Annotated in this window: 24 protein-coding genes; 11 read left to right on the top strand and 13 right to left on the bottom strand. The window is 66.3% G+C overall.

All coding sequences use genetic code 11. The features are described from left to right. Positions 1-67: 67 nt before the first annotated feature. Positions 68-2,386: a TonB-dependent receptor gene (locus N5E02_RS01760; RefSeq protein ID WP_279945773.1), complete on the bottom strand. Its 2,319-nt coding sequence runs from the start codon at positions 2,384-2,386 to the stop codon at positions 68-70. Between the two features lie 297 nt (positions 2,387-2,683). Between N5E02_RS01760 and N5E02_RS01755 the strand changes: the two genes are divergently transcribed. Then, entirely contained in the window at positions 2,684-3,217 is a 534-nt protein-coding gene (locus N5E02_RS01755) for a hypothetical protein (protein WP_231109126.1), read from the top strand. Between the two features lie 15 nt (positions 3,218-3,232). On the opposite strand, the gene yidA is transcribed toward N5E02_RS01755, so the two are convergent. Further along, positions 3,233-4,066 carry a sugar-phosphatase gene (gene yidA / locus N5E02_RS01750; RefSeq protein ID WP_139727888.1) on the bottom strand — a complete coding sequence of 278 codons (834 nt, stop codon included), beginning with the start codon at positions 4,064-4,066 and terminating at the stop codon, positions 3,233-3,235. 149 nt (positions 4,067-4,215) lie between these two features. On the opposite strand from yidA, the gene N5E02_RS01745 reads away from it, so the two are divergent. Continuing rightward, positions 4,216-4,878 carry an exopolysaccharide biosynthesis protein gene (locus tag N5E02_RS01745; protein ID WP_049444347.1) on the top strand — a complete coding sequence of 221 codons (663 nt, stop codon included), beginning with the start codon at positions 4,216-4,218 and terminating at the stop codon, positions 4,876-4,878. An 87-nt stretch (positions 4,879-4,965) separates the two neighbouring features. Here the strand turns inward: N5E02_RS01745 and N5E02_RS01740 are convergent, their stop codons facing one another. From N5E02_RS01740 to N5E02_RS01730, 3 genes are all read right to left on the bottom strand, one after another. Then, the gene (locus N5E02_RS01740; protein WP_065186567.1) at positions 4,966-6,276 is read right to left on the bottom strand and encodes a sorbosone dehydrogenase family protein; all 1,311 of its coding nucleotides are present in this window, start codon (positions 6,274-6,276) and stop codon (positions 4,966-4,968) included. After that, positions 6,269-6,709 carry a DUF2231 domain-containing protein gene (locus tag N5E02_RS01735; RefSeq protein ID WP_041863928.1) on the bottom strand — a complete coding sequence of 147 codons (441 nt, stop codon included), beginning with the start codon at positions 6,707-6,709 and terminating at the stop codon, positions 6,269-6,271. The genes N5E02_RS01740 and N5E02_RS01735 overlap by 8 nt, the downstream gene beginning before the upstream one ends. A gap of 108 nt (positions 6,710-6,817) precedes the next feature. Next, on the bottom strand, positions 6,818-7,228 hold the full coding sequence (locus N5E02_RS01730; protein WP_235646038.1) for a hypothetical protein: 411 nt from the start codon (positions 7,226-7,228) through the stop codon (positions 6,818-6,820). Positions 7,229-7,479: 251 nt separating this feature from the next. Between N5E02_RS01730 and N5E02_RS01725 the strand changes: the two genes are divergently transcribed. Both N5E02_RS01725 and N5E02_RS01720 read left to right on the top strand, forming a co-directional pair. Then, positions 7,480-9,246 (top strand): S8 family serine peptidase, encoded by a 1,767-nt coding sequence (locus N5E02_RS01725; RefSeq protein ID WP_279945772.1) that lies wholly within the window; start codon positions 7,480-7,482, stop codon positions 9,244-9,246. After that, positions 9,246-9,824 (top strand): DNA breaking-rejoining protein, encoded by a 579-nt coding sequence (locus tag N5E02_RS01720; protein ID WP_065197201.1) that lies wholly within the window; start codon positions 9,246-9,248, stop codon positions 9,822-9,824. Before N5E02_RS01725 ends, N5E02_RS01720 begins: the two co-directional genes overlap by 1 nt. A gap of 144 nt (positions 9,825-9,968) precedes the next feature. Here the strand turns inward: N5E02_RS01720 and N5E02_RS01715 are convergent, their stop codons facing one another. From N5E02_RS01715 to cyoA, 5 genes are read right to left on the bottom strand one after another with little or no spacing between them, the layout of a single operon-like run. Further along, positions 9,969-10,649 (bottom strand): SCO family protein, encoded by a 681-nt coding sequence (locus tag N5E02_RS01715; RefSeq protein WP_262220250.1) that lies wholly within the window; start codon positions 10,647-10,649, stop codon positions 9,969-9,971. Between the two features lie 11 nt (positions 10,650-10,660). Next, positions 10,661-10,993: a cytochrome o ubiquinol oxidase subunit IV gene (cyoD, locus tag N5E02_RS01710; RefSeq protein WP_006399830.1), complete on the bottom strand. Its 333-nt coding sequence runs from the start codon at positions 10,991-10,993 to the stop codon at positions 10,661-10,663. Between the two features lies 1 nt (position 10,994). Next, positions 10,995-11,630, bottom strand: a complete 636-nt coding sequence (gene cyoC / locus N5E02_RS01705) for a cytochrome o ubiquinol oxidase subunit III (RefSeq protein WP_005420033.1) — start codon at positions 11,628-11,630, stop codon at positions 10,995-10,997. Next, entirely contained in the window at positions 11,627-13,603 is a 1,977-nt protein-coding gene (gene cyoB, locus N5E02_RS01700; protein ID WP_065186571.1) for a cytochrome o ubiquinol oxidase subunit I, read from the bottom strand. Before cyoB ends, cyoC begins: the two co-directional genes overlap by 4 nt. Before the next feature lie 5 nt (positions 13,604-13,608). Then, a complete protein-coding gene (cyoA, locus tag N5E02_RS01695; protein ID WP_095378935.1) occupies positions 13,609-14,514 on the bottom strand; it encodes a ubiquinol oxidase subunit II in 906 nt (301 codons plus the stop codon). Between the two features lie 183 nt (positions 14,515-14,697). Between cyoA and N5E02_RS01690 the strand changes: the two genes are divergently transcribed. The 4 genes from N5E02_RS01690 to N5E02_RS01675 are packed head-to-tail and all read left to right on the top strand — an operon-like array spanning position 14,698 to position 18,570. Further along, positions 14,698-16,113, top strand: a complete 1,416-nt coding sequence (locus N5E02_RS01690; protein WP_065179383.1) for a PLP-dependent aminotransferase family protein — start codon at positions 14,698-14,700, stop codon at positions 16,111-16,113. A 55-nt stretch (positions 16,114-16,168) separates the two neighbouring features. Continuing rightward, a complete protein-coding gene (locus N5E02_RS01685; RefSeq protein ID WP_231109129.1) occupies positions 16,169-16,447 on the top strand; it encodes a hypothetical protein in 279 nt (92 codons plus the stop codon). After that, on the top strand, positions 16,447-17,046 hold the full coding sequence (locus tag N5E02_RS01680) for a DUF6436 domain-containing protein (protein ID WP_053497371.1): 600 nt from the start codon (positions 16,447-16,449) through the stop codon (positions 17,044-17,046). Before N5E02_RS01685 ends, N5E02_RS01680 begins: the two co-directional genes overlap by 1 nt. Positions 17,047-17,055: 9 nt before the next feature. Then, complete coding sequence (locus N5E02_RS01675) at positions 17,056-18,570, top strand: PLP-dependent aminotransferase family protein (RefSeq protein WP_279945771.1); 1,515 nt, start codon at positions 17,056-17,058, stop codon at positions 18,568-18,570. A 70-nt stretch (positions 18,571-18,640) separates the two neighbouring features. On the opposite strand, the gene N5E02_RS01670 is transcribed toward N5E02_RS01675, so the two are convergent. Further along, a complete protein-coding gene (locus tag N5E02_RS01670) occupies positions 18,641-19,942 on the bottom strand; it encodes an aminotransferase class V-fold PLP-dependent enzyme (protein ID WP_139727895.1) in 1,302 nt (433 codons plus the stop codon). After that, positions 19,942-22,344 carry a TonB-dependent receptor gene (locus N5E02_RS01665; RefSeq protein ID WP_139727897.1) on the bottom strand — a complete coding sequence of 801 codons (2,403 nt, stop codon included), beginning with the start codon at positions 22,342-22,344 and terminating at the stop codon, positions 19,942-19,944. Before N5E02_RS01665 ends, N5E02_RS01670 begins: the two co-directional genes overlap by 1 nt. A gap of 200 nt (positions 22,345-22,544) precedes the next feature. On the opposite strand from N5E02_RS01665, the gene N5E02_RS01660 reads away from it, so the two are divergent. From N5E02_RS01660 to N5E02_RS01650, 3 genes are read left to right on the top strand one after another with little or no spacing between them, the layout of a single operon-like run. Further along, positions 22,545-23,372 (top strand): AraC family transcriptional regulator, encoded by an 828-nt coding sequence (locus N5E02_RS01660; protein ID WP_139727899.1) that lies wholly within the window; start codon positions 22,545-22,547, stop codon positions 23,370-23,372. 13 nt (positions 23,373-23,385) lie between these two features. Beyond that, positions 23,386-24,465 carry an alpha/beta fold hydrolase gene (locus N5E02_RS01655; RefSeq protein WP_065186579.1) on the top strand — a complete coding sequence of 360 codons (1,080 nt, stop codon included), beginning with the start codon at positions 23,386-23,388 and terminating at the stop codon, positions 24,463-24,465. A 54-nt stretch (positions 24,466-24,519) separates the two neighbouring features. After that, entirely contained in the window at positions 24,520-25,191 is a 672-nt protein-coding gene (locus N5E02_RS01650; protein WP_139727902.1) for a VOC family protein, read from the top strand. Position 25,192: 1 nt separating this feature from the next. On the opposite strand, the gene N5E02_RS01645 is transcribed toward N5E02_RS01650, so the two are convergent. Further along, positions 25,193-26,605: a TPM domain-containing protein gene (locus N5E02_RS01645; protein ID WP_139728167.1), complete on the bottom strand. Its 1,413-nt coding sequence runs from the start codon at positions 26,603-26,605 to the stop codon at positions 25,193-25,195. Positions 26,606-26,660: the final 55 nt, after the last annotated feature.

The raw sequence follows: 26,660 nt of genomic DNA, 5'->3' as shown, positions 1-26,660 counted from the left end.
ATCACGGGATGGCTGCGGGGTCGGATCCCTTTGCGCAGCAAAGGGCTCTGACCCCGCCCTCGTCGCCTCAGAACGCCATCGAGGTACTGAACATCAGCTGCCGTGGCGCGCTGCGCTGCAGGGTCTGGTAATCCCCCGAGAACGACGAGCCGGCGATGGTGGCGGTGCCGATGTTGTGGCGGTTGAACAGGTTGCTCACATCCAGCCGCAGCTCCAGGCCGGGCACGGCGCTGTCCGCACCGAAGCGGTAAGCGGCGTAGGTGTTGACCTGCCAGAACGTGGGCACGCGGATGTCGTTCTCGTAGGTGAAGGGCTGGCGCAGGTACGAGGTGCTGGTTGCACCAAAGCGCCAGTCACCGAAGTGGGCGGACAGGTCGCTGACCAGCGAGATCTGCGGGTAGCCCGGCTGGGCGTTGCCCTTGATCGGGTACACCGTGTCATCCACCACGAAATCGCTGTCATAGTACGAACGGGCCACGGCCACGCCCTGGTAGAACTGCAGGTGGTCGGTCAGGTCGGCGGTGATGCCGAGGTCGGCACCGATCACGTGCATCTTCGGCATCAACCGCACGGTGTTGATCTGTGCGAACTGGGTGCCGATGGCAGCCGACAGCAGGCGGTTGCGGATGTCGTTGTAGAACACGTCGCCGGTGATCGTCAGCCGATCGAAGCGATGCGATGCACCCACGGTGAGGTTCCAGTTCTTTTCCGGACGCAGGGTACCCGCTACGCGGTCGAACTCTTCCTGGTCGGTGATGGTCCACGCCGAGGCGGTGTAACCGATGTTGCCGCGCTGAGCGACGCGATAGCCGTTCATGGTATTGGCCAGGTCGATGAAGGCATCGGTGGATTCGGTCGGGCTCCAGAACAGCGAGACATGCGGCAGGAAGTTGCTCTTCGCGCGCAGCGTGCCGTTCACCGGCCGGTCCTTGGCATCGCCGAGGCCGCCGCCGCGGGTGCGGAAGTCCACGGCCTTGAAGCCGACACCCAGCTTCAGCGTGTCGTTCAGCACGATGTCGTCCTGCAGGTAGAACTGGCGTGAGCGGGTCACCCAGCTCGATGCGTTGTCGGTCTTGAACGCGGGGCCGTACACATCGAACGGGCCGGTGGCCTTCAATGGCGGGCCCTCGCCCAGCAGTGGCTGCTCGTACCACTCGGTCTTGGCGGCGGCCTTGCTCTTCTCCTGCCAGAAGCCGGCGGTGAAGGTGTGCGCGCCGGTCTCGAACTGCAGGTTGACCATGCCACCCAGCCGGTTGAGGCGTGGTGTCTGCACCTGTTCGGAGAACGGTGCGCCGTTGGGTGACGGTACGGTCGGGTCGGTCAGCGTGGCCTGGGTGTGGCTGTTGGCGTTGTACAGCTGCACGTTGCCACTCAGCGCCGGGGTGATCTGGAAGCGATGGTTGATCGATGACACGCGGTCGCGGGTGATCTGGCCGGTGTCGTACGGAATCAGTTCGGAAAGCTCGCCGCAGGTGTAGGCGCCGCAGGACTTGTCTGCATTCTCCGGCGAGGCCACGTACCACGCCCACGCATAATCGGGATAGAAGATGTCGGCCTTCCAGCCCAGTTTGCGGATCATGTCGAAGGAGATGTTGTTGTAGCCCCAGACCTTGGCCTTGCTGTCGGACAGGAACACGGTGACATCGCCCCAGGCGACGTCCTGCTGCAACTTGAGGTCGCCGCGCAGGAAGTTCTGCGTGCCCTCGCCCTGGTACTTGTCGGCAGACACGCGCTGCAGGTCGACCAGTACTTTCGGGCCCTGCTCGCCGAGCTGGCCGCTCTGCCCGGATACGGTGGTGACCAACGTGCTGTTGCTGCCCACGCCCTGCTTCAAACGCAGGCTGGGCGTGTCCTGCAGGTCACGCAGGCGGTACTCCAGGCTGCCGCCGTTGACGCTGCTGGAGAACACGCTGACCGGTGCGCCACCGGGGCTGACCGTGATCGCGCCGATGCCATCGGGCACGCCCACGTTCACCACGCTGGTGCCGGTAAGCGAGAGGAAGCCGTTGTCGTTCAGCGGCACGCCTTCGAAGGTGATGCCCATTTCATTCATGCGGAAGCCGCGCACGAACAGGCTGGTGGCCGAGATATCCAGGCCCAGCCCATCGGTGGCAGTGTAGCTGGCGCCCGGTACCTGCCTCAGCATCGCCAGGCCGTTGTTGCCGGTGACCATCGCGTCCAGGTCTTCGGCCTTGATGATGTAGCGGTTGGGGCCGACCACCTGGGTCGGTGCCACGGCCGCACCGCGCGGTGTGGCGATAACCTGCAGGGCATTGAGCGTGGTGGGCGTGTCGAGCGCGGTGGCGTGCGTTTCTGCGGCATGCGCTGGCGCGGTGATGGCGGCGATGATGGCCAGGGCGAGGCGCGTCGTGGGTGGGGTGTTCATGGGCAGATCCAGGTGCAGGGAGAGAGCGGCGCAGGCGCACGCCCAGCGCGTTGCAGCACCGGTGTCGGCGCCCTGGCTGGCGGTGCGATTGCGTTGAGAGGGTGACGGCGCGGTGCGCGCCGGTCAGCAGACGAAGACGATCATCTGCCGCAGGATTCGATGGCGTGATTTCGACGTGCGAAATTCTTGCATCGCACTGGCGCATCCGCCATTGCGCCGTGGTACAGCGCGGCTATACGCAGGTATCGTCCTGTCCGGTATCTTCAGATACCCGATTCCGGATTGGCAGGAGCCTTGATGATCCGCTGGACCACCTGGAAAGTAATAGCCATCGTTGGCGTGACGCTGCTTTCGTGCATGGAAACTGCGCAATCGCACGACAGAGTTGAAGTGCGTTCCCCACAGCGTCTGGATGCCCTGATCGACGCGCTGGTCACCACGCCGTCGCCGATCAGCCCGGCCCAGTTGCATGAGCTGGGCATCATCGCGCCGTTTTCCTTTGAGAAGGATGCAGGACCGCGCATCTACCGGTCACAGCCGATGCTGACCGCCGATGGCTATGCCATCGACAATGTGGAGTATCGCGTGATACGCGGCAAGGACGATGACATCCGCCTCCTGTTCGTCACGTTCGTGGATACGCCATGCTTCCCACTGGAGCGGTTGGCTAAGCGTTACACCCTGCAGCCATTCATCTATCCACCCAGCCATGGTGCGCCATTGATCGCGCGGAACCACGAGCAGCACCATTCGCTCACCGTAGGAGCGCAGGAGATCATCGTCCGCAGCCAGCGCGATGCTCCGCACTGCGTGCTGGGCCTGAGGCGCTGAGCGCCGCTTGGCGCCTCAACGCAATACGTAGGTCTCAATGGCGCGCGCCACGCCGTCATCAGCATTGCTGCTGGTCTCGAACCGCGCCACCGCCTTCACCGCGTCGATGGCGTTACCCATCGCCACGCTGGTGCCGGCGTACTGCAGCATGGTCAGGTCGTTCTCCTGGTCACCGATGGCCATCACGTTGGCGCGGTCGATGCCCAGGTGCTCGGCCAGCTTCTGCAGGCTCGGCCCCTTGCCTGCACGGTGGTCGAACACTTCCAGGAAGAACGGCGCGCTCTTCAGTACCGCGAAACGTTCGGTCAGCTCGCTGGGCAGGCGCGCGATGGCGGCATCCAGCACATCCGGCGCGTCGATCATCATCAGCTTGATGAAGGACATCGACGGATCCATGTCCTCCACGCGGCGGTACGACAGCGGCATCCGCGAAAGATGCGAGTCGGCTACGGTGTAGTAGCTGATGTCCTGGTTGGGCGTGTACATGCGCTGGCTGTCCAGCGCCTGGAAGTGCACGCCGAGTTCGCGGGCCACCTGCTCGCAGAACAGGAAGTCGTCGAAGCTGAGCGGATACTCGACCACGGTTTCGCGCGTGCCGATGCGCTGCACCAGGCCGCCATTGCAGGCGATGCAGTAGTCGTCGTTGCCGGTGATGCCCAGCTCGTGCAGGTACGGCGCCAGGCCCGGAACCGGGCGGCCACTGGTCAGCACGATGTGCACGCCCAGCGCGCGCGCCTGCGCGATGGCCTTCCTGGCGCGGGAGGTGAGCTGGTGCGACGGGTCCAGCAGCGTGCCATCCATGTCGATGGCGACCAGTTCGATGGTCGATTGCCGGCGGCCCATGTCCATTGCGTTCAACTCGTGCGGGGCACGCCAGTTTACCCCCTCATGCCCGGTTCACCTCTTTGCCCACGTTGGCCGGGATACTGCGGGAGCCTGTGCGTCCCCCACCGCAGGACGGCCCGTTGACCGCCCTTCCCTGGAGAACCTTGCGACGCATGACCTACCGTGCCCCTGAAACCAATGACAGCGCGCCCCTGGCCCAGCAGATCGAGCAGATGATCGACGAGCTGCCCGGCGACCAGGTGAGCGTCGGCACCCTGCTCAGCGCGCTGGGCGATGAGGGCCTGCTGCTGATCGTGATCCTGCTCTCGGCCATCTTCATCATTCCGGTGTCGATTCCCGGGCTGAGTACGGTGTTTGGCGCCTCGATCCTGCTGATCGGCCTGAGCCGGGTGCGCAACCGCCCGCTGTGGGTGCCACAGAAGCTGGCCCGCCGCGAGATCGCCACCGACAAGCTGAAGGCCAACCTCGGCCGTGCGCTGAAATGGGTGCACCGCATGGAGCGGCTGTCGCGGCCGATGCGGCTGGCGGTGATGGTGCGCTCGAAGAAGATGATGCGCCTGAACAACCTGATGCTGGTGTTCGCGACCCTGCTGTTGATGGCGCCGGCCGGGCCGATACCCTTCAGCAACACGCTGCCGGCGCTGGCGCTGATGTCCTTCGCCATCGGTTTCATCCAGCGCGATGGCGCGGCGGTGGCGGCCGGTTATGGCTTCGTGGTGGCCACAGTGGTGTATTTCGGCGTGCTGCTGGGCGGCGTGGGGTTTGCTGCGGAATCGGTGTTCAGCGGGTTCCGCAGCAGTACTGCGGAACTGTAGAGCCGAGCCCATGCTCGGCTGCTCTTCGACCTGTACGCGAAACCCCGCGCTGCGCGCGTAAGCCGAGCATGGCTCGGCTCTACAGAACTACCTGGCCGACACCCGCCACACCACGTCGCCCACGTCGTCGGCCACCAGCAGCGCGCCCTCGGCGTCCATGGCCATGCCCACCGGTGCGCCCATCAGGGTCTTCTCGTCCTTTGAGGCGAAGCCGCTCACCACGGTCTGCGGGCGCCCGGTCGGCTTGCCGTCCTTGAACGGTACATACACCACTTCGTAGCCGCTCAGCGGTGAACGGTCCCAGCTGCCGTGCTCGCCGATGAAGGCACCGCCGTGGTACTGCGCCGGCAGTGCCTGTCCGGTGTAGAACAACAGGCCCAGGGGTGCCACGTGCGAGCCGATGGCGTAGTCCGGCACGATTGCCTTGGCCACCAGGTCCGGCCGCTGCGGCTGCACGCGTTCGTCCACGTGCTGCCCGTAGTAGCTGTAAGGCCAGCCGTAGAAGCCATCTTCCTTCACCGAGGTGAGGTAGTCAGGCACCAGGTCGGCACCGATCTCGTCGCGTTCGTTTGCTACCGCCCACAGCTTCCCGGTACTCGGCTCCCAGTCCAGCCCGGTCGGGTTGCGGATGCCCGAGGCGTAGATGCGGCTGCCGCGGGTGGCCACGTCCACTTCCAGCACCACCGCACGGCGGTATTCGACGGCCAGGCCGTTCTCGGTGATGTTGCTGTTGGAGCCCACGCCCACATACAGCTTGCGGCCATCACGGCTGGCCAGCAGTTCCTTGGTCCAGTGGTGGTTGATGGTGCTGGGCAGGTCGGTGAACTCGCGGCCCTTGTCCGACATGCGGGTTTCGCCGGGCACGTAGTGGTACTGCATGATGTTGCCGGTGTTGGCCACGTACAGCGTGTCGCCGATCAGCTGGATGCCGAACGGCGAATGCAGGCCCTCGATGTAGACATGCTGGGTCCACGTGTTCGTTCCCGGCGTGCGGCGCAGCAGGGTGACCCGGTTCCCGCCCTTGCCGGCCTTGCCCGAGCGCGCTTTGACCTTGCCGGCAATCCACTGCTTGGGCGTGGTGACCGGTTCTTCACCGGGGCCGTTGCCTTCCACCACCAGTACATCGCCATTGGGCAGGGTCAGCAGGCGCCGCGGATGCTGCAGGTTGGCGGCGATGCGCTCGATCTTCAGGCCCTCGGCCACCGTGGGGGTCTGCCCATCAGTCCAGCCGACGCCCTTGGGCACCTGCATCGGCGGCATCAGGAAGTTGGCCGGCTTGGGCAGCGGCGGCTGCGGGCCCGACTGATCGGCGGGATGGTATTCAGCCTTGCCGGCGCAGGCCGACAGCATCACGGCCAGCGCCAGGGCGCCCACGGTGGGCAGGATGTGCTTAGCCATGACGACCTCCCTGCAGCACCGGCGGCTGCAGTGACAGCAGTATCAGGCCCAGGGCGATCAGGGCCACGGTCAACGCCGACAGGATCGTGCCCGGCACCGCAACGGCGTACGCGTCGCGGCTGTGCACGAAGGCGTTCCAGATGGCCAGCACCACCGCGACCAGGTTGAGGAAGAAGTCGATGCGGTCGATGCGGGTGGCGGTACCGTTGCGGCGCCAGACCGCGAAGAGGTTGATCAGGCGCGGCACGATGGCGATCAGCAGGCCGAAGGTGATCAGCCAGGCAGCGGCCTTGCCCCACATCACCTCGGCGCTGTTGAGATAGATCGCGTCGAAGATCAGTGCGCCGACGAAGAAGCCGAAAGGTATCGGGTTCAACAGGCTGAACAGCGTGGTGCCGAGGCCGCGATGGGCCTGGGCGAGCGGATTGACCATCATCGTGCTCCGTGCGGAAGGGTGCACGGGCTGTAGTAGCACAGCGCGATGTGAGGACGCGCGATGATGCCCCGGCGGGGCTGCCACACCCTCCGCGCAGGCACCGCGCTAAGTGGATTCGTCCTCGCGCACCTCGTGGAAGGGCAGCATCGTCTCGAAGCCGAATTCGTGTTCCATGCTGGTGCGGACCAGGCCGCCGATGGCGTAGCGGCTGGTGTTGGCGTGCACGTCTATGCCACCAGGCCGCCACTCGGTGCGCAGATGCAGCGTCTCTGCGCGTCGCATGACGATCCGTTCCTCCTGCAGCAGCGCGCGACGATGCTTCTTCATCAACAGGCGCAGCGGTTTCACCGTGGTGATGCCGAAGGCTGCCAGCTCGGGCAGCAACTCGCTGATATCGGCATCGTCGCCATAGTCGTGGCTGCGCGTATGCACGGACAGCACCACCTTGCGGATGGCGGCAACCGAGAGCGGGGTCTGGTCCACGCGCGCACGGGCACGCTGGCGTGCGTTCTTCATGTGTGACTTCACCTGCATGCGATTACCCACGTTTCCCGTACCTCGAAGCAAGCGAGCGATGATGGCGTGAAGGCATTCGAGTGCCCCGTCATAACTTGGCGTACTAAGTGTTTGTGACGCAATTGGCACATTCGCACATTGCGGGAGTGAAGAGGTAGGGGGTTGTTCGTTATGTCGCGTTTGGCTCGTTGCGATGGGGCAGTTCCGCCCCGCCGTCCTGCCATGCCGATTCACAACAGAAGGATTCGTGTATGAAGCGACACACGCAACGCACCGCGCCACCGCGCTCCGCGCGCCTGGCCCTCGCCACTGCCTTGGTACTGGGCAGCCTGGCCGTCACTGCCCAGGCCCAACAGGCCGATCCACTGGCGGCAATACAGTGGCACCTGCTCAACACCGGGCAGACGGTCCCGGCTGACACGCTGCCGGTGGCCGGCAAAGATCTGAACGTGGATGGCCTGTTCCGCAACGGCATCCGCGGCCAGGGCATCACCATCGCCATCGTCGATGACGGCCTGCAGATCGCGCATCCGGACCTGGCGGCCAACGTGGCCGCGGTGGCCGGCAAGAACTTCACCAATGGCTCGAACAACCCCACCCCGACCAACCCGGATGTCGACAACCACGGCACCATGGTCGGTGGCATCGCCGGCGCGGTGGGCGCCAACAACCTGGGCGTGCGCGGTGTGGCCCCGGCGGCGACGTTGAAGGGCTTCAACCCGATTTCGCGCTCGGCCCTGGGCAACCAGCAGAGCAACATTGAGTACGCCTGGTGGGACGGCGCGGAATCGGTCGACGTGCAGGTGTTCAACAACAGCTGGGGCGCCGGCCCGGGCAATCCAAACCTGCCGCTGGCGTACAGCGAAAACACGATTCGTTCGTACGAGCAGGCACTGTCGGGCACGCGCGGTGGCCGCGGCGGCATCTACGTGAAGTCGGCCGGCAACAACTTCAACAATGCCTCGATCAGCCAGACCCAGGATGTCTGCACCACCGACACCAAGAACCGCAACACCGGCTGCGTGCCGGCCGGCCGTGATCCGCGCAACAACCTGTTCAACGTGATCACCGTGGGCGCGGTGCGCGCCGATGGCGTGCGCTCGTCTTACTCCTCCACCGGCTCGGCCCTGTGGGTTTCGGCCTTTGGTGGTGAGTACGGCCTGCAGGCGCAGTACGCGCCCGGCCTGGTGGCACGCGCGTACGACCCGGCCATCGTCACCACCGACGTGACCGGGTGCGCGCAGGGCAGCAACAAGAACACCAACCGCCAGAACACCCTGGACAGCAACCTGTCGGCCATCGACAGCACCTGCAACTACACCGCCAAGATGAACGGCACTTCGGCGTCGGCGCCGATGGTATCGGGCGTGGCGGCACTGGTGCTGGAAGCCAATCCGAACCTGTCCTATCGCGATGTGAAGTACATCCTGGCCACCACCGCCACGCGCAACCACCCGAACCAGCCGGCGGTGACGCTGGCCGACGGGCGCACGCTGGTGCCGGGCTGGACGGTGAATGCCGCCGGCCGTGCCTACAGCAACTGGTATGGCTTCGGCGTGGTCAACGCTGCACGTGCAGTGCAGGTGGCCGAGAACTTCCAGTCGCTCGGTGTGCTGGTCGACAGCGGCTGGCGCACCACCACGCGTACCGTGGCCATCGGCAATACCTCGGCCGCCGCCGCACGCCTGACCTTCCAGTTGGCCAACGGCGCGCGCAACATCGAAAGCGTGCAGCTGGGATTCCGGGTCAACCACCGCAACACGCGCCAGCTGCAGTTCGTGCTGGTGTCGCCCAGCGGCACCCGCAGCGTGGTGCAACCGGCGTTCACCGCGATCGGCTCGGGCACGGGTGGCGCGCAGAGCAATTTCACCAGCTGGGACCTGCTGTCCAGCAATGCCTTCCTGGATGAGAATGCCAGCGGCACCTGGACGCTGGAAGTGACCGACATGGGGCAGGCCGCGACCGCAGCTTCGCGCGGCAACCTCGAATTCTTCAAGATCCGCGTTCTGGGGCACTGATGATGAAGACCACCATTCTGTTGAGCACGCTCGCCTTCGCGGCGATGACCTCCCCTGCCTGGGCACAGAGCTCGGGGCAGACTCCTCCGGCCAGGACCCTGTCGACCGTGGATGCGCAGGAACTGAAGGCGTCCGCTACCGGCCGCGCGTTCGATGTAGGCGGCACGCGTTTCCAACTGTCCCCCTCGGCCACGGTGAAGCAGGCCAGCGGCGGCCAGTTCACGATCACCCCGCAGGCGGCGGCGACCACCAGCTCGCGTACCAGGCGTTCGCTGGATGGCGCAGCGGCGGCACCTGCTGATGCCGGTGCCGGCAAGTTCGCGGCGGCGGTCTCCCGTGACGGCGCGCCGGTGGTGGCGACGTCGCGGGTCAAGGTGTTCTTCACCGATGCAGCATCGGCCCAGCGCGCAGCCGCCGCCACTGGCGGTACCGTGGTGAAGGTCTCCAGGGCTTCAGGCCAGGCCATCGTGGAGTACCCGTCGGTGAACGCGGCGCTGGATGCGACCACCAGGCTGCTGTCCACCGCCGGTATCCGCGCGACCGAGCCGGACGTGGTGCAGTGGGAAGAGACCAAGTAAGGCGTTGAGTGGTGCCCCTGGCCGGTTGGCTCTCCTGGCCGGCCGGGGGATTGGTGTCAGGGTGTGCCGACCAACGGTCGGCACCCACCGGACTCATGCATCACGTGTCGACCAAGGTCGGCACCCACCGCGGTAGAGGTGGCGTCAGCGGGCGGCGAGTGTGCCGCTGTGCTTGAGGTGGCAGCTGGCCAGTGCGTCGTTGCCGGCGGCCGGGTGGCCGGGTTCGAGCAGCAGGCGCTGCACGTCGGAGAACAGCTTGTCCACCGGCATGCCGTACGGCGCGAACAGGCGCAGGCGGCCCTGGCGGTCGAACACGTAGCCACCGGCGATGTGGCTCATGGTGTAGGTATCCGGTACCTGGCCGGGCTCTTTTTCGTAGAACGCCTTGAAGTCACTGGCCATCGCCGCCAGCTGTGCTTCGTTGCCGACCAGCGCGATTGCCTTGGGATCGAAGGCTTCCACATAGGTGCGCGCAACCTCCGGCGTTTCGCGCGCCGGGTCGACGCTGACGAACACTACCTGCAGCTGGTCGGCATCCCTGCCCATCAGGTGCTTGACCTGGCTCAGCTCGACCATGGTGGTCGGGCACACGTCCGGGCAGCTGGTGAAGCCGAAGAACAGATAGGTCACCTGGCCCTGCAGGTCCTTCGGGCCACGCACGGTGCCGTGGCTGTCGGGCATCGACCACTGTTGGCCAAGTTCTTCGCAGGCAATGTCCTTGGAATAGAAGTCCATGCGCGACTGCGCACTACAGCCGGCCAGCAGGCCGAGCAGCAGGCCTGCGGCCAGCCGCAGGCCACGATGGGGGAACGCAATGCCGTTCACGGTTCGCAGGCTCAGTTGATCATCATGTGGTAGTGCATGCTCCAGATGATCCAGACCGACAGCGCGACGACGATGAACAGGATCACCAGGGTGAACACGAAGCTGGCCAGGTTCCACCCGCCTTCGGACTTGCGGTCCATGTGCAGGAAATAGACCAGCTGCACCAGGATCTGTGCCACCGCGAAGCCGACCAGCAGGAACAGCGTGAGCGGCCGCGACAGCACCGGGTTCATCACCAGCGCGAACGGCACCACGGTCAGCAGCGCGCACAGCACGAAACCGATCAGGTAGGACTTGGTGGAGCCGTGCGCATTGCCGGCGCGCGAGGTTTCGACGTGGGCCATGTCAGAAGGCTCCGATCAGGTAGACGAAGGTGAAGACGCAGATCCACACCAGGTCCAGGAAGTGCCAGAACAGGCTCAGGCACGAAACGCGGGTGATGTTGGTCGGGGTCAGGCCACGGCGGTAGACCTGGTGCATGACCACCGCCATCCAGATCAGGCCGCTGGCGACGTGCAGGCCGTGGGTGGCGACCAGCGCAAAGAACGCCGACAGGTAGGCACTGGTGCTCGGGCCTGCGCCTTCGTGGATCAGGTGCGAGAACTCGTAGATTTCCATGCCGATGAACGAGGCACCGAGCACGAAGGTCACGCCCAGCCAGCGCAGCACCGCCGACGCATCGTGGCGATGCATCGCCAGCACGGCCTGGCCGTAGGTGATGCTGGACACAAGCAGCAGGAAGGTCTCGGCCATCACGAACGGCAACGAGAACAGCTCCTTGCCGGTGGGGCCGCCGGCATAGGCGGTGCTGAGCACCGCATACGAGGCGAACAGCGAACCGAACAGCACCAGGTCGGACATGAGGTAGACCCACATGCCGAACACCTTCATGCCGCCCTGCTCGTGGCTGTGGTCGTGTTCGTGATGGTCCTCGTGCGCCTGCGTGTCGCTGGCCAGCTCGGGGCGGGTCAACAGGTTCATGCGCGTACCTCCTTCAGCTTGGCAAGGTTGGCCGCTTCAGTGCGCGCCACCTCTTCGGAACTGACGTAGTAGTCCACGTCCTCGTCGTAGGACCGCACGATCAGGGTGACGATCATCGCGATGAAGCTGACCGCGGCCATCCACCAGATGTGCCAGACCAGGGCGAAGCACAGCACCAGGATCCAGATGTTGAGGATCAGTGGCACGCCGGTGTTCTTCGGCATGTGGATCGGCGCGTACTTCTTCGGCGGCGGCGGCAGGCCGCGCTTCTTCGCTTCATGGAAGGCGTCCAGCTCGTCGGCCTTGGGCACCACGGCGAAGTTGTAGAACGGCGGCGGCGACGGCGTGGCCCATTCCAGCGTGCGTGCGTTCCACGGGTCGCCGGTCAGGTCCAGGTTGCGCTTGCGGTCGCGCACGCTCACGTAGATCTGCACCAGCATCAGGATGATGCCCGCGAACACGAACAGCGCGCCGATGAAGGCGGCGATCAGGTACGGCGTCCACGCCGGGTTGTCGTACTGGTTCATGCGGCGGGTCATGCCCATGAAGCCCAGCATATACAGCGGCATGAAGGCCAGGTAGAAGCCGATCACCCAGCACGCGAACGACCACTTGCCCAGGCGCTCGTTGAGGGTGAAGCCGAACACCTTCGGGAACCAGTACGCGAAGCCGGCCAGGTAGCCGAACAACGCGCCACCGATGATGGTGTTGTGGAAGTGCGCAACCAGAAACAGGCTGTTGTGCAGCAGGAAGTCCGCTCCCGGAATGGCCAGCAGCACGCCGGTCATGCCACCGATGGTGAAGGTGACCAGGAAGGCAATGGTCCACAGCATCGGCACACTGAACTCAACGCGGCCACCGTACATGGTGAACAGCCAGGTAAAGATCTTCACGCCGGTGGGAATGGCGATGATCATCGTCATGATGCCGAAGAAGGCGTTGACGCTGGCACCGGAACCCATGGTGAAGAAGTGGTGCAACCAGACGATGAACGACAGGATGCCGATCGCCAGCGTTGCACCGACCATCGACTTGTAGCCGAACAGCTTCTTGCGCGCGAACGTGGCGGTGACTTCAGAGAAGATGCCGAACGCCGGCAGCACCAGGATGTACACCTCCGGATGGCCCCAGGCCCACACCAGGTTCACGTACATCATCGGGTTGCCACCCAGCGTGTTGGTGTAGAAGTTGAAGTCCAGGTAGCGGTCCAGGGTGAGCGCGCCCAGCGCCACGGTCAGGATCGGGAAGGCGGCGATGATGATCACGCTGGTGACCAGCACGGTCCAGGTGAACACCGGCATCTTCATCAGAGTCATGCCCGGCGCACGCATGCGCAGGATGGTGATGAACAGGTTGACGCCGGTCAGCAAGGTGCCGATGCCCGAGGCCTGCAATGCCCAGATGTAGTAGTCCACGCCCACGCCTGGACTGAACTCGATGCCCGACAGCGGCGGATAAGCCACCCAGCCGGTCATGGCGAATTCGCCAACGCCCAGCGAGATCATCATCAGCGCGGCGCCGACCACGAAGATCCAGAAGCTGAAGGCGTTGAGGAACGGGAACGCCATGTCGCGTGCGCCGATCTGCAGCGGCACGATGATGTTCATCAGGCCGACCACGAACGGGGTGGCCACGAAGAAGATCATGATCACGCCGTGTGCGGTGAAGATCTGGTCGTAGTGCTCCGGTGGCAGGAAACCGTCACTGCCCGGCCCGGCCGCGGCCAGCTGCGCGCGCATCATCAGCGCGTCGGCGAAACCACGCACCAGCATGACCAGCGCCACCACCACGTACATGATGCCGATCTTCTTGTGGTCCACGGTGGTGAACCAGTCACGCCACAGCGGGCCCCACAGCTTGAAGTACGTCACTGCGCCAAGCAGCGCGAGGCCACCCAGCACCATGGCCACCAAGGTGACCACGACGATCGGCTCGTGCAGCGGCACGGCCTCCCACGTCAATTTACCCAACATGTTCGTTACTCCTGGGAAACCTGGGCACCGCCGGCAGCGCCCGCCGGGGTAGCCGCAGCGGTGTTCTCACCGACGCCGATGAACTGGTCGATGACCTTCTTGAACAGCAACGGTTCAACACTGGAGAAGTGCTGCACCGGTGCGTTCTTCGACGGCGCGGCCAGCGCCTTGAACTGGTTGAAATCCAGCGCCTGTGGCGCGCTGCGTACCTCGGCCACCCAGCGCTCGAAGTCCTCGTTGCTGCTGGCGGTGGCAATGAACTTCATGTTCGAGAAGCCATGCCCGCTGTAGTTGCCGGACATGCCACGGAACTGGCCAGGCTCGTTGGCGATCAGGTGCAGCTGCGTGCGCATGCCCGCCATCGCGTAGATCTGCCCACCCAGCTGCGGGATGAAGAAGGTATTCATCGTCGAGTTGGAGGTGATGTTGAACGCCAGCGGGCGGTTGGCCGGGAAGTTGAGCTGGTTGACCGTGGCGATGCCCAGGTCCGGGTATACGAACACCCATTTCCAGTCGGTGGCGATCACGTCCACGTGCAGCGGTTCACCGGCCACGTCCAGCGGCTTGTACGGGTCCAGTTCGTGGGTCGACTTCCACACGATCACCGCCAGGCCGGCAATGATCAGCAGCGGCACGCCCCAGACCACGATCTCCACCTTGGTGGAGTGCGACCAGTCCGGCGTGTATTTCGCTTGGGTGTTGCCGGCGCGGAAGCGCCAGGCGAATACGAAGGTCAGCACAATGGCCGGTATCACCACGATCAGCATCAGGCCGATGCAGATCAGGATCAGGTCGCGCTGGGCGAGCCCGACCATGCCCTTCGAATCCAGCAGCACCCAGTCACAGCCCGACAGGCCGACGCAGGCCAGGGCGACCAGCGCCAGGCGGATGCGGTTCCAGCAGATATTCATTGGAGGTCAACCCTGTTGAAGAAGCTCGCTTGACCGGCTCGCCTGCGCGCAGCGCCCGGGCGTGGAGCGGCTACACTGTGGGTACGAGGTCGCCTACAAGAGGGCGAACCACTCCAATCAAGCCCATACAAAATACATCATTGTATGGAATTGTGCATCTGCACGTATGGAAAAGCCTGACCGATGACGCCACCTGCCGCCGGCCGCCGCCTGAAACACCCCAATCGCACCTGGGTTCGCCCCTTCCGCGAGGGCGCAGGCCCGCTGTACCTGCAGATTGCCCAGCAGGTGCGCGAGGCGGTGGATGACGGCGTGCTGCGCCCGGGCGACCGCCTGCCGCCGCAGCGCGACCTGGCCCAGCAGGTGGGCGTGGACCTGACCACGGTTACCCGGGCGTTCGCCGAGCTGCGCCAGGCCGGCCTGCTCGACGCGCAGGGCGCCGGCGGCACCTTCATCGCGCTGTCGGCCGGCAACCGCAGCACCTCGGTGGACCTGAGCATGAACATCCCGCCGCTGCTGGGCAGTGCGCCGTTCGCGCAGGGCATGGAGGCCGGTTTCCAGCACGTGGGCCAGCAGCTGGGCCAAGGCGAACTGATGAGCTACCACGTCGGCGCCGGTACCCGCGAGGACCGCGCCGCCGCGGTGCAGTGGCTGGCGCCGATGCTGGGCACGGTGGGCGCCGACCAGGTGGTGATCTGTCCCGGTGCGCAGACCGCGCTGTGTGCACTGATCCTGGCCTGCACCCAGCCGGGCGAGCTGATTGCCGCCGAGCAGCTGACCTACCCGGGCCTGCTGGCCGCCGCGCGCGTGCTGCAGCGGGGTGTGGTGCCGGTGGCGATGGACGCCGAAGGCATGCTGCCCGATGCGCTGGAAGAAGCCTGCCAGCTGCGCCGCCCGCGCCTGCTGTACCTGGTACCGACCATCCAGAACCCGACCACGGCAACGATGTCGGCACAACGCCGGCAGGCCCTGTTGGCGGTCGCCAAGCGCCACGATCTGACCGTGATCGAAGACGATCCCTACTGGTTGCTGGCCGGGGACGCCGCACCGCCGCTGGCCGCCCACCGCGACGCCGGCTGCCCGGTGTATTACATCTCCACCCTGTCCAAGTGCCTGGCACCGGGCCTGCGCACCGCCTACCTGGTGGTGCCGGCCGGCGAACCGATGGAACCGGTGCTGGACGCCCTGCGTGCGATCGCGCTGATGCCGACCCAGTCGATGGTGGCGGTGGCCTCGCAGTGGATCCGCAGCGGCAAGGCCCAGGACATGGTGCAGCGCTTCCAGCAGGAGCTGCGCGAGCGCCAGGCGATTGCTGCGCAGTACTTGCCGTCCCGTGCCCAGGCCCATCCGGCCGGCCTGCATGTGTGGCTGCCGCTGCCGCCACGGCTGGACCAGTACCGGCTGATCCAGGCCGCGCAGGAACAGGGGCTGGGCATCGCCAGTTCCGACGCCTTCAGCGTGGAAGAACCGCCTCCGGGCAACGCGATCCGCCTGTCACTGGGCGGCGCGGTCGACCAGGGCGCGCTGGCCGGGGCCCTGGCCAAGCTGAATGAAATCCTGTCGGAAGCCCCCGAGGCCCGGCACAACGCCATCGTCTGAACCGGACGCATGGCCCCACATCCATACAAAATGATATTTTGTATGCAATGTATGGATGAAGGGACGTGCCTCGATGCGCGCGGAGAAACTGAAGTTCCACCTGGTGATGGCCGGCTGCGGTGGCTTTGTGGTGTTGATGCTGGCTGTGCTGGCCTGGGTCTGCCTGCAGCCGCAGACCGTGGATGTGCAGGCCGCCGAACGCCACGCCATCGAGCAATGCGTGCAGCGCAGCGAGGATCCGTCGCGTAGCGAGATCCAGCGCCGGGCGCAGGCCGATTCCTGCCGCGAGATGCGCAAGCAGTACGTACACAAGTTCGGCGGGGACGCGTCCTGATGGGCGCAGCCGCGCCGCGTCGCCGCTGGTTGCTGCCGACGATGATCGCCCTCGCCTGCCTGTTCATGGCCGGCGTGGCGGCGGCGCTGTGGCAGTACTTCGGCTACAGCGCGCAGTCCACGTTCACCGAACAGGCCATCGTCTTCGACGACTCGCAGCTGCGCCTGCCGGCCGATCTGGCCGGTAATACCGGCCGCATCCGCGTGGTGCATTTCTGGGACCCGGCCTGCGGCGTGTGCAACCGCGAGACTGGTGCGCACCTGAGCTACCTGATCAGCATGTACCGCCGCGCCGGCATCGACTTCTACGCGATCCGTCGCCCTGGCACGCAGGGCGAACTGCCCGAGCCGCTGCGCAACAAGGTGATCAACCTGCCGACCATCGATGGCATCGAGCACATTCCGGCCAGCCCTGCCGTGGCGATCTGGGACCGGCAGGGCCATCTGGCCTACGCCGGGCCGTACAGCATCGGCATGGTCTGCAACTCGGCCAACAGTTTCGTCGAACCGCTGCTGGACAGACTGGTGCGCGGCGAATCCGTGCGCCCGAAAGGACTGCTTGCCGTGGGCTGTTACTGCCCGTGGCAGGCCAAGCGCTGAGGACGCGCAATGACATCACTGGCTCTGGGTGGCGTGGCCGCCGCAAACAACAACGGCGGTCACCTGTCCGAACCGACCGATGGTTATGGACAGGCTCCCGCCGTTGGAAGCAACGATACGCCCCGACATGCTCCGTACATGCCGCGACCGGATGTCGCAGCGCGCGAATGGGTGCAGGACGTGCTCGCGCACAACGGGCCGATCTATCTGCGCATCGTCAATTCGCTGGAGCGCACGGTGCGTCGCGGTGGTCTTGCACCGGGGCAGCGCCTTCCCTCGCAGCGCGCGTTGGCGCAGCAGCTCGGCGTCGACCTGACCACGGTAACGCGGGCATTCGATGAAGCGCGCAAGCGCGGCCTGATCGAAGCGCGTGGGCCACAAGGCAGTTTCATCGCACCACCCAAGGCTGGCTTCGACCAGGTGGTGGACCTGAGCATGAACGTGCCACCGGTACCCGATGCCGACGCGCTGGCCGAGACCCTGCGCCGCGGCGCCGCCGCCGTGCTTGCGCGCAGCAATGCACCGAACCTGATGACCTACCACCTGGGCGGCGGTAACCCGACCGACCGCCATGCGGCAGCGCGCTGGCTGCAACCGATGCTGGGCACGGTGGACGATGCCTGCCTGCTACTGACCGAAGGCGCCCAGGTGGCGCTGGCCGCGATCCTGCTCAGCCAGGGCCGCGATGGCGACGCGATCCTGTGCGATGCGCTGGTCTATCCGGGCCTGCTGCAGGCCGCAGCGGCGCTTGGCCGGCGGCTGTTGCCGGTGGACTGCGACGAACACGGCATGTGCCCTGAAGCGCTGCTGCGGCAGGCACGCGGGAGTGGCGCGCGGCTGCTCTATCTCAACCCCACCTGCCAGAACCCGACCGCGCTGACGTTGCCGTTGCAGCGGCGCGAAGCGCTGGCGCGTGTGCTGGAGAGTGAAGGCCTACTGGCGATCGAGGATGATCCGTACTGGCACCTTGCCGAAGAGGCGCCGATACCCCTGGCGATGCTGGCACCGCGCCATGTGTTCCATGTGGCGACGCTGTCGAAGGTGATCAGCCCGGGCCTGCGCACCGCCTTCGTGCGCTGCCCGAGTGCCGCGCATGCCGAGGCGATGACCGCCGCGCTGCGGGCGACGCGGCTGATGGGCCATCCATTGGTGTCGGCGCTGGCCAGCCAACTGTTGCTGGATGGTTCGGCACAATCGCTGCTGGCGCAGGTGCGTGCCGAGGCGCGCGAGCGCGTGCGCATGGCCCGCTGCCTGCTGGCGCCGTCGCTGCTGCTGCGCGCCGAAGGCCTGCACGCCTGGTGCAGGGTACCAGCGCCATGGACCGACGCCACGCTGGTGCGTACCGCGCAGCTGCAGGGGCTGGCCATCGCTCCTTCATCGGCGTTCTGTCCGCCCGGGGTGCAGCATCAGCACGGCGTGCGGCTGTCGTTGGGGCTGGCGGCGGACCGACGGCAGCTGGAGAGCGCGTTGCGGCGGATTGACCGGTTGTTGTTGTCGGACGCGCTGCCGGCGATCGAGCGGTAGCCCTGGTAGTGCCGGCCGCTGGCTGGCAACGGCGTGCACGGATCATGAGGTTGCCGGCCAGCGGCCGGCACTACCCCAATGCCACCAGCGCCTGTACCAGCACATCCATCTGCGCCGGTCGGGTGAACACCGACGGTGTCACCCGCACGCAGGCACCCGACTCCAGGCCATCGCGATGGGTGGTGAAGATCCGATGCTCATCCAGCAAGCGCTTCTGCAGTGCCTGATTCTGTTCTACCGAGGTGCGCCCGCGCAGGCGGAAGCTGGCCAATGCGCTGGCCAGCGCCGGATCAGGCGACGACAGCACTTCGATATGCGCCATCTGCCGCGCAGGCACGGTCCAGCGCTCGCGCAGGTAGCGCAGGCGCGCCTGCTTGTTGGCTGCGCCGATGCGCTGGTGCAGCGCGATCGCTTCCGGCAGCGCCAGGTAAGCGGCGAAGTTGACCGTACCGGTGTGCACACGGCTGCCCACGCGGCCATCGTCGGTCTCGCCCATGTACGGGTCCAGGTCCGCAACGCGGCCCTTGCGCACATACATCGCGCCGACGCCGACCGGCGCACCGATCCACTTATGCAGGTTGATGCCGACGAAATCAGACTTCAGCTGCGGCACCGCGTAGTCGATCTGGCCAAACCCGTGTGCTGCATCAACGATCACGTCGATGCCGCGTGCGCGCGCACGTTCAGCGATTTCGGCCACCGGCAGCACCAGCCCATGGCGATGGCTGACCTGGGTCAGCAGCACCAGTTTCAGGCGTGGCAGCCGCGCGAACGCGGCCTCGTAGGCCTGCAGGATCTGCGCATGGTCGGGCACGGCCGGCAGCGCGATGCGCTCGACCTGCACGCCGCGGCGCTGCTGCAGCCAGCGCATTGCGCCGATCATGCTGTCGTAGTCGATATCGGCGTACAGCACCTGGTCGCCAGGCTGCAGGCGGTTGTAGCCGCCGATCAGCGCCAGCATCGCCTCGGTGGCACCGCGGGTGAGTGCGATCTCGTCGGCGCCCACGCCCAGCAGTTCGGCCACCTGCCGCTGCACCGCCATGTACTGCGCCGGGAACGCATGACGGCCATACCAGGCATTGCCTCGGTTCACTTCAGCGGTGTGGCGCTGGTAGCTGGCCAGCGTCTCGCGGCCCATCGCGCCCCAGTAGCCGTTCTCCAGATGGTTCACTTCGTCGGTGACATCGAAGTGGCTGGCCACGGCGGCCCAGTAGTTTTCATCGCGGGCCAGCACGTCCGGCGCCACGGTCGTTGCGGGAATCTGCATGGACGCAGCGTAACGCGTGGCAGCCATGGCCGGCAGTGAAGAAAGTGCGGCTGCGGCCGGCAGCAAGGCGCCGGCACGCAACAGGGAGCGGCGGGCCGGGTCCATCAGAAGCTCAGCCGGTACTGTGCGTACAGGTTGGCACCGTCGGTGTCGTATGGCGCGTTGCGCGAGTAGACCAGGCCGCGACTGGCCTGGAAGGTGGCTTCGTCCGGATAGCGGTCGAATACGTTGTCGGCACCGACGCGCAGGCTGTGATGTTCGTTGATGCGATAGCCGACGGCCAGGTCGAGGAAGCTCATCGCGCCGAAGCGCTGGTAGATATCGCCCACTGCATTGCCGCTGGAATCGGTCCAGGCGCCGTAGTAGCGCATGCGTGCCATCAGCGACCAGGCGCCGATGTCCCAGCTGCCGGTCAGGCTGCCCTTGTGCTCGGGCAGGCGATCCTCGAACAGCACGCGCTGGGTCTCGTTGGTGGCCACCGAGGTGCTGCCATTGTCCACGCGGGTGCGGTTGTAGTTGTAGGCCAGGGTCAGCGTCATGCGGCCGGCGCCGAGGTCGCGCAGGTAGTTGCCGACCACGTCCACCCCGGTGGTGGTGGTATCGAAGTCGTTGGTGAAATAGTTCACCGAGGTATAGCCCAGCGGATTGGGCGTACCGGCCGGAATGGCGAAACTGGCCGACTGGCTGAAGCGGTCGCTGAGCTTGATCTGGTAGACATCCACCGAGCCGGACAGGCCCAGGTCGGTGCGCCAGGTCAGGCCCAGCGACGCGGTCCGCGATTCTTCCGGCTTCAGCGGCCTGGCGCCGAGCAGCTGCGCCAGCGGATCGTTCGGCCACAGGCGGCCACTGGTGAAGATCTGCAGCGTGCGCGTATCCAACCCCTGGGTGGTGCTGGTGGTGTTGAGCTGCGCCGGCGTCGGTGCACGGAAGCCGCTGGACACGGTACCGCGCAGGGCCACGTCCGGGGTGATCGCGAAGCGCGCCGAGAGCTTGCCGTCCAGCGTGCTGCCGAAGCTGGAGAAGTCCTCGTAGCGGCTGGCCGCACCGATGCTCCAGCGCTCGCCCAGCGGCACTTCCATGTCCACGTAGGCGGCCCTGCTGCGCTGGCTCCACTGCCCGGCCTGGCTGGCCGAGAAGCCGGGCGCGCCATTGGAATTGGCCTCCAGGCCCGCCGCAGCGCCCGGACCCACCGCGTACGAGGCCGGGTCGCCGGCACGCACCTGGTAGGTCTCCTGGCGGAACTCGCCACCGAAGGCGACGTTGACCGGCTGGGACAGCGCGGCCACGTCCCACTCGTAGTTGAAGTCTGCGTTGGCGTTCTTCTCGGTCTGGGTCAGGCGGCCAAGATCGAACGCGGTCGGGCTGGCCGGGCCGAGCGAGGCATTGATCGAGTTCTTCAAGCTGTAGTCGATGGCGTTGCGGCCATACGAGGCGCTGACATCCCAGCGCAGCTTGGGCGTGATCTCGCCGCGCAGGCCACCGACCAGCTGCAGGTCGTTCTGCGTGTTGCCGTACTGCGGGCTGAAGCCCACCGGATAGATCGAGCGCAGGTTCCAGCCCGGGAAGATGGCGGTGGTGCGGTACGCACCGGTGGTAGTGTCCGGATTGCGCCAGTTGAAATCACTGACGCCATCGCTGTGGCTGTACAGGCCGAAGGCATAGAACTCCAGTGTCTCGCTGGCATGGGCCTTCACGTTGAAGCCGACGCGGCGGCTTTCCAGTTCCGGCTGGCCCCAGCGCTGCACCGGATTGGGCACGTCCAGCTCCGGATGTGCAGCCTGGAAGGCGATCGCATCCGGGCGCTGGCGCGTGCGCGAGGTGGCGTCTGAGTTGGACGATTCGGCGAACAGCACCAGGCTGCCATAGTCGCCCAGCGACCAGCCGGTGCGCGCACTGAAATCGCGCGAGGCACCGTCGCCCTGCGCGTACTGCGAATAGCCGGCGGTGATCTCGGTGCCGGGCCCCTCTTCGAGGATGATGTTGATGACACCGGCGATGGCATCCGAGCCGTACTGCGCCGACGCGCCATCACGCAGCACCTCGATGCGCTTGATCGCGCTGGTGGGAATCTGTGCCAGATCAGCCGCCTGCGCACCGCGGTTGCCGAGCAGCGCGCTGCGATGGAAGCGGCGACCGTTGACCAGCACCAGGGTCTGGTCCGGCGACAGGCCACGCAGCGTGGCCGGACGCACGAACACCTGGCCGTCCGCCATCGGCAGGCGCTGCACCACGAACGACGGCACCAGCTGGGCCAGCACGTCCTTCAGGTCGGTGGATTCGACGGACGTGATGTCTTCCTTGCTGAACACGTCCACCGGCGCCAGCGTTTCGAACTGGGTGCGGTTGGACGCGCGGGTACCGGTGACCAGCATCGCGTCGAGCTGGGTGGGCGCGGCGCGGCTGCCGCCGGCGGCATCGACCGCATCGGCTTCCGCTGCGATCGCGCCTCCTGCGCTGGCCATGGAAAGGGCAAGGAGGATGGAACGCGAAAGCTTCGAACGATGCACGGCAGGGCTCCGGGAGGACGCGACAGGGCCAGCACCTGTGCGCACACAACAGGCCTGGACAAGGCGCGCAGTCTCGGCGCGATGTGTGAAGGAGGCATGACGTCAGTACGACAGCTTGAATCCGCACAGGCGCAAGAACTGCTAAACGCCGCGCCTGCCGATCCGCTACTGTGCCGGCATTGGATCCGGGGAACGGCAGGATGAGCGCGGCAGGCAAGGCGTTGTGGTACATCGAAACCCATGCGGACCAGCCCTTGGCGCTGGCCGACATTGCCGCTGCGGCCGGCCTGTCGCCGTTTCATCTGTCACGTCTGTTCCAGGCCCGCACCGGCACCCCGGTGGTGCGCTACCTGCGCGGGCGCCGCCTGACCGCTGCCGCGCAGCAGTTGGCCAACGGCGCCAACGACATCCTGCAGGTGGCGCTGGGTGCCGGCTATACCACCCATGCAGCCTTCACGCGTGCCTTCAGCGAACAGTTCGGACAGACGCCGGAGCGCGTACGCGAACAGGGCACCGATGGGCTGGCGCTGGTGCAGGCGATCCGCGTGGACGAGGCCCCGTCCGCCTGCATTGAAGCGCCCCGCCTGCTTGAGACGCCCGCGTTCCAGGTGGCCGGCATCAGCATGCGGCATACCCGCGACAGTGGTGGCGCGATTCCTGGCCAGTGGGCGCAGCTCAACCGCGAATGGCCGATGCCGGCGCCGATCAGCTTCGGCGTGTGCTGCAACAGTGATGACGATGGTGGCTTCGACTACATTGCGGCACTACCGGCAAGCACGGTGCCGAGCGTGCCTGCGCACTGGCGACGCGTGGACATTCCGGCGCGCCGCTACCTGGTGGCTTGGCACGGCGGACACATCTCGGCCATCCGCTCGACCTGGTTCTGGTTGCTGGATCATTATCTCCCTGCGTCCAACCTGAGCCTTGCCGATGCGCCGGACCTGGAGCGCTACGACGCCCGGTTCGACGAGCACAGCGGCAACGGCGGCGTGGAGATCTGGCTGCCCGTCGACGACCGTCACCACTGACAAGGAGTTGAAGATGCGCATGACCGCTGCTGTGCTGGGAGGAATGCTGCTGGCGTTCGCGAGCGTCGGCGCCGCCCGCGAAAGCGGCGTCGCCGGCGAGCGCCACGGCACGACGACGCTGGCCAGCGCCGCCGTGCGCGACGCAGAGCACCGTGACGCGCTGCGCTACACGGTCTGGTATCCGGCACCTGCAGGCAGCCGGGAAACCGCGCTGACCATCGGTCCACCCGACGCGCCGCTGTTCGACGTCGGCCGGTCGTCCAAGGATGCGCCGGTCGCCGGTGATCGCCTGCCGACCTTGCTGCTCTCGCATGGCAACGGCGGCAGCGCGCGCATGATGGGCTGGCTGGGCACCGCGTTGGCGCGGGCAGGCTATCTGGTGATCGCAGTCGATCATCCGGGCAACAACGGGGTTGACAGCATGACCCTGCCCGGCAGCGTACTGACCTGGCTGCGCGCCGATGACCTGCGTGCCGCACTGGCGGCTGTCCAGGCCGATCCGGTGCTGGGCCCGCATGTCGATCCTGAGCGCCTGGGGGTCGCCGGATTCTCGGCCGGCGGCTACACCGCACTGGTGGCGGCCGGTGCGCGACCGGACCTGCAGCGACTGCTGGCCTTCTGCACGGCGCATCCGGATGACGGCGTCTGCCGGCCCCAGCAGGAAGCGGCCACGCACACGATGGAGGCGCGTGTTGCCGCTGCGGCGTCGCCCGAGCTGTCGCCGTGGATGTCCCACGCCAACGACGCGCGCGCCATTCCCGGCGTGCGCGCGGTGTTCCTGCTGGCACCGGCAATCGTGCAGGCCTTTGCGCCCGAGCAGCTCTCCTCGCTGGAACAGCCCGTGTCGATCGTACTGGGCGAGGCTGACACGGTTGCGCCACCGCAGAGCAATGGCGAGGCTGCGCGTGCGGTGATTGCGGGCGCTGCACTGCAGGCGCTGCCCGGTGTCGGCCATTACGATTTCCTCGCCGCATGCACCCCGACCGGACAGCGGCGGCTGCAGGACCTGTGCAGGACGTCGGTGCCGAAGGCGCAGACCCACGCGCAGGCAGTGGACGCAGCAATACGATTCTTCAACCATTCACTGCGCTAGTGGCCGCCGGGCAGGCCCCAGCGTTACAGTGAGCGCGTCCATGGAGAATCGGTCATGCGCCTGCTTCACCTCACCCTGCCGGTGTCCGACGTCGCCACCGTCGCCGCGTATTTCCACGATGTGCTGCAGCAGCGCGTGGTCGGCAACCATGTGCACATCGGCTGGAGCACGATCGAACTGCAGGCGGCGGGTGATCACCCCATCGGTGGCGTGCACCTGGCCTTCAACGTACCGGACAACCGCTTCAGCGAGGCGATGGCCTGGTTGCGCGAACGTACCCCGCTGCAACGTAATCCTGAGGGCCTGGATTACTTTGCGCTGGAGAGCAGCTGGCAGTCGCAGTCGGTGTACTTCACCGGTCCCGACGGCCTGATCCTCGAGTTGATCGGCCGGCGCCGTCTGCCAGTCAGCACGCGCGCAGGCGCTTTCCATGGCAGCGAGCTGACCTGCCTGAGCGAGGTTGGCCTGCCCAGCCACGATGTCGATGCGGTGCGCGAACAGTCCAGCCAGCGCTTCGGCCTGCAGCCGATCAGCCCGCCTTCGCCGCAGTTCGCACCGGTGGGCGACGACGAGGGCCTGCTGATCATCGTCGCCGCCGACCGTCGTTGGTTCCCCGAGCAGAAAGACCTGCCCAATGCGCAGGGCGTGCAGCTGCAGATGGGTGATGTGAGCGGCAGCGGCGAGCTGCGCGATGCGACGCTGGGCTGGCGGGTGTGGGCGGCCTGAGCTACCAGCTGCCCGAAGCGCCGCCACCGCCGCTGCGACCACCGCCACCGGACCAGCCGCCGGAACTGCTCGAGGACGAACTCGACGACGAGGTGCTGGACGAGGAACGGTAGCCTTGGGACGACCTTTGTCCGCTGCGTGCTTTTTCGCCGGGCAGCAGGGTGAACACCCAGATGAAGTACAGGAACAGCGTGCTTGCGCAGGACACGATCGTCGCCAAAACGCGTGCGTTCTCGTCGCCGGCCCGGTCGATGGCCAGCAGCGCGCCCAGCGCATAGCCGCCGGTCAACAGCACCAGCACCACCAGGCGCACGGCGAAGCTGTTGCGGTTCTTCCGCCAGCGCGCGCGGCCGGCCTGCACCAGGAAGAACACCAGCATGGCGGCAATGGCGACCGCCAGGTTCAGCAACGTGTGCAGGGCAAGGCTGGGCGGCAACTGACCACGGACCAGCATCACCATGAAGAAACCGATACTGACGGCCAACATGCCGGACAGCACGATGCGCACACCACGGCTGCGACGCCAGCACCACCCCAGCAGCGCCGCCACCGGTACGGCCGGTAACAGCACGAAGAACAGCGCAGGCAGCACATGCCGCGGCAGCAGCAGCGTCGCCGAAACCAACCCAGCGGCCATCACAGCCGTTACCAGCAACGGCCTGCCCCAGGCAGGCAAGGTCGGCCAATTCGGCCTGGGCACTGCCGCATTGGCTGCCAGTGCCTTGCGCCGCCGCTCACGGCGTTTACCGCTGGACTCGGCCTCGGTCCTGATGGCCAGCAGGCGCGGCGGTGATCGCCACAGACCGGCCAGGAACCCCACCAGCAACGTCAGGGCAACGACCGAATCCCCTGTACGCCAATCCGCTGGCAACAGGTTGCGTGCGGATGAATCCTGCTCGGGCGGCAGCGGCTCGCCATCGATCAGCGCCACCAGCACCTTGCTGCCGTCCAGCATGCCCCGGTCCAGGTCTCCTTCGCGCAGGCGCGGCACGATCGCTTTGTCGATGATGCGCGCGGCATAGGCATCGGGAATGGTGCCTTCCAGGCCATAGCCGGTCTGGATGCGTACGCGCCTGTCCTGCACCGCCACCAGCAGCAACACCCCGTCATCGACACCGGCGCGGCCCAGCTGCCACTGGTCGAAGACACGCTGTGCATAGGCTTCGATGCCGTCATCGCCAACACTGGGCACCACCAGCACCTGCAGTTGCGCGCCTTTGCGTGCCTGCAGCTGCAATGCCTGCTCGCGCAGCGTGGCGCGGGTGCTGGCGGACAGTGCGTTGGCGGTGTCCACCACCGGGTCGTCCAGTGCCGGAATCGGGGCCGCCGCCAGCACTGGCAGCGGCAGCAGGCAGAGCAGCAGTGCCAGCCCTACCCACTGCCATGCGTTGCGCCACGGCAGCACCCGGCTCATGTGGACGCCGTGCCTTGCAATGGCGGTGCTGTGCATCATGCGAAACGGCATCCGT

It is taken from the genome of Stenotrophomonas sp. GD03777, from assembly GCF_029842485.1.
GTDB classification, from domain to species: Bacteria; Pseudomonadota; Gammaproteobacteria; order Xanthomonadales; family Xanthomonadaceae; genus Stenotrophomonas; species Stenotrophomonas sepilia.
Note: the sequence above shows the minus strand (reverse complement) of the source record. Positions and strands in the feature narration are given on the sequence as shown.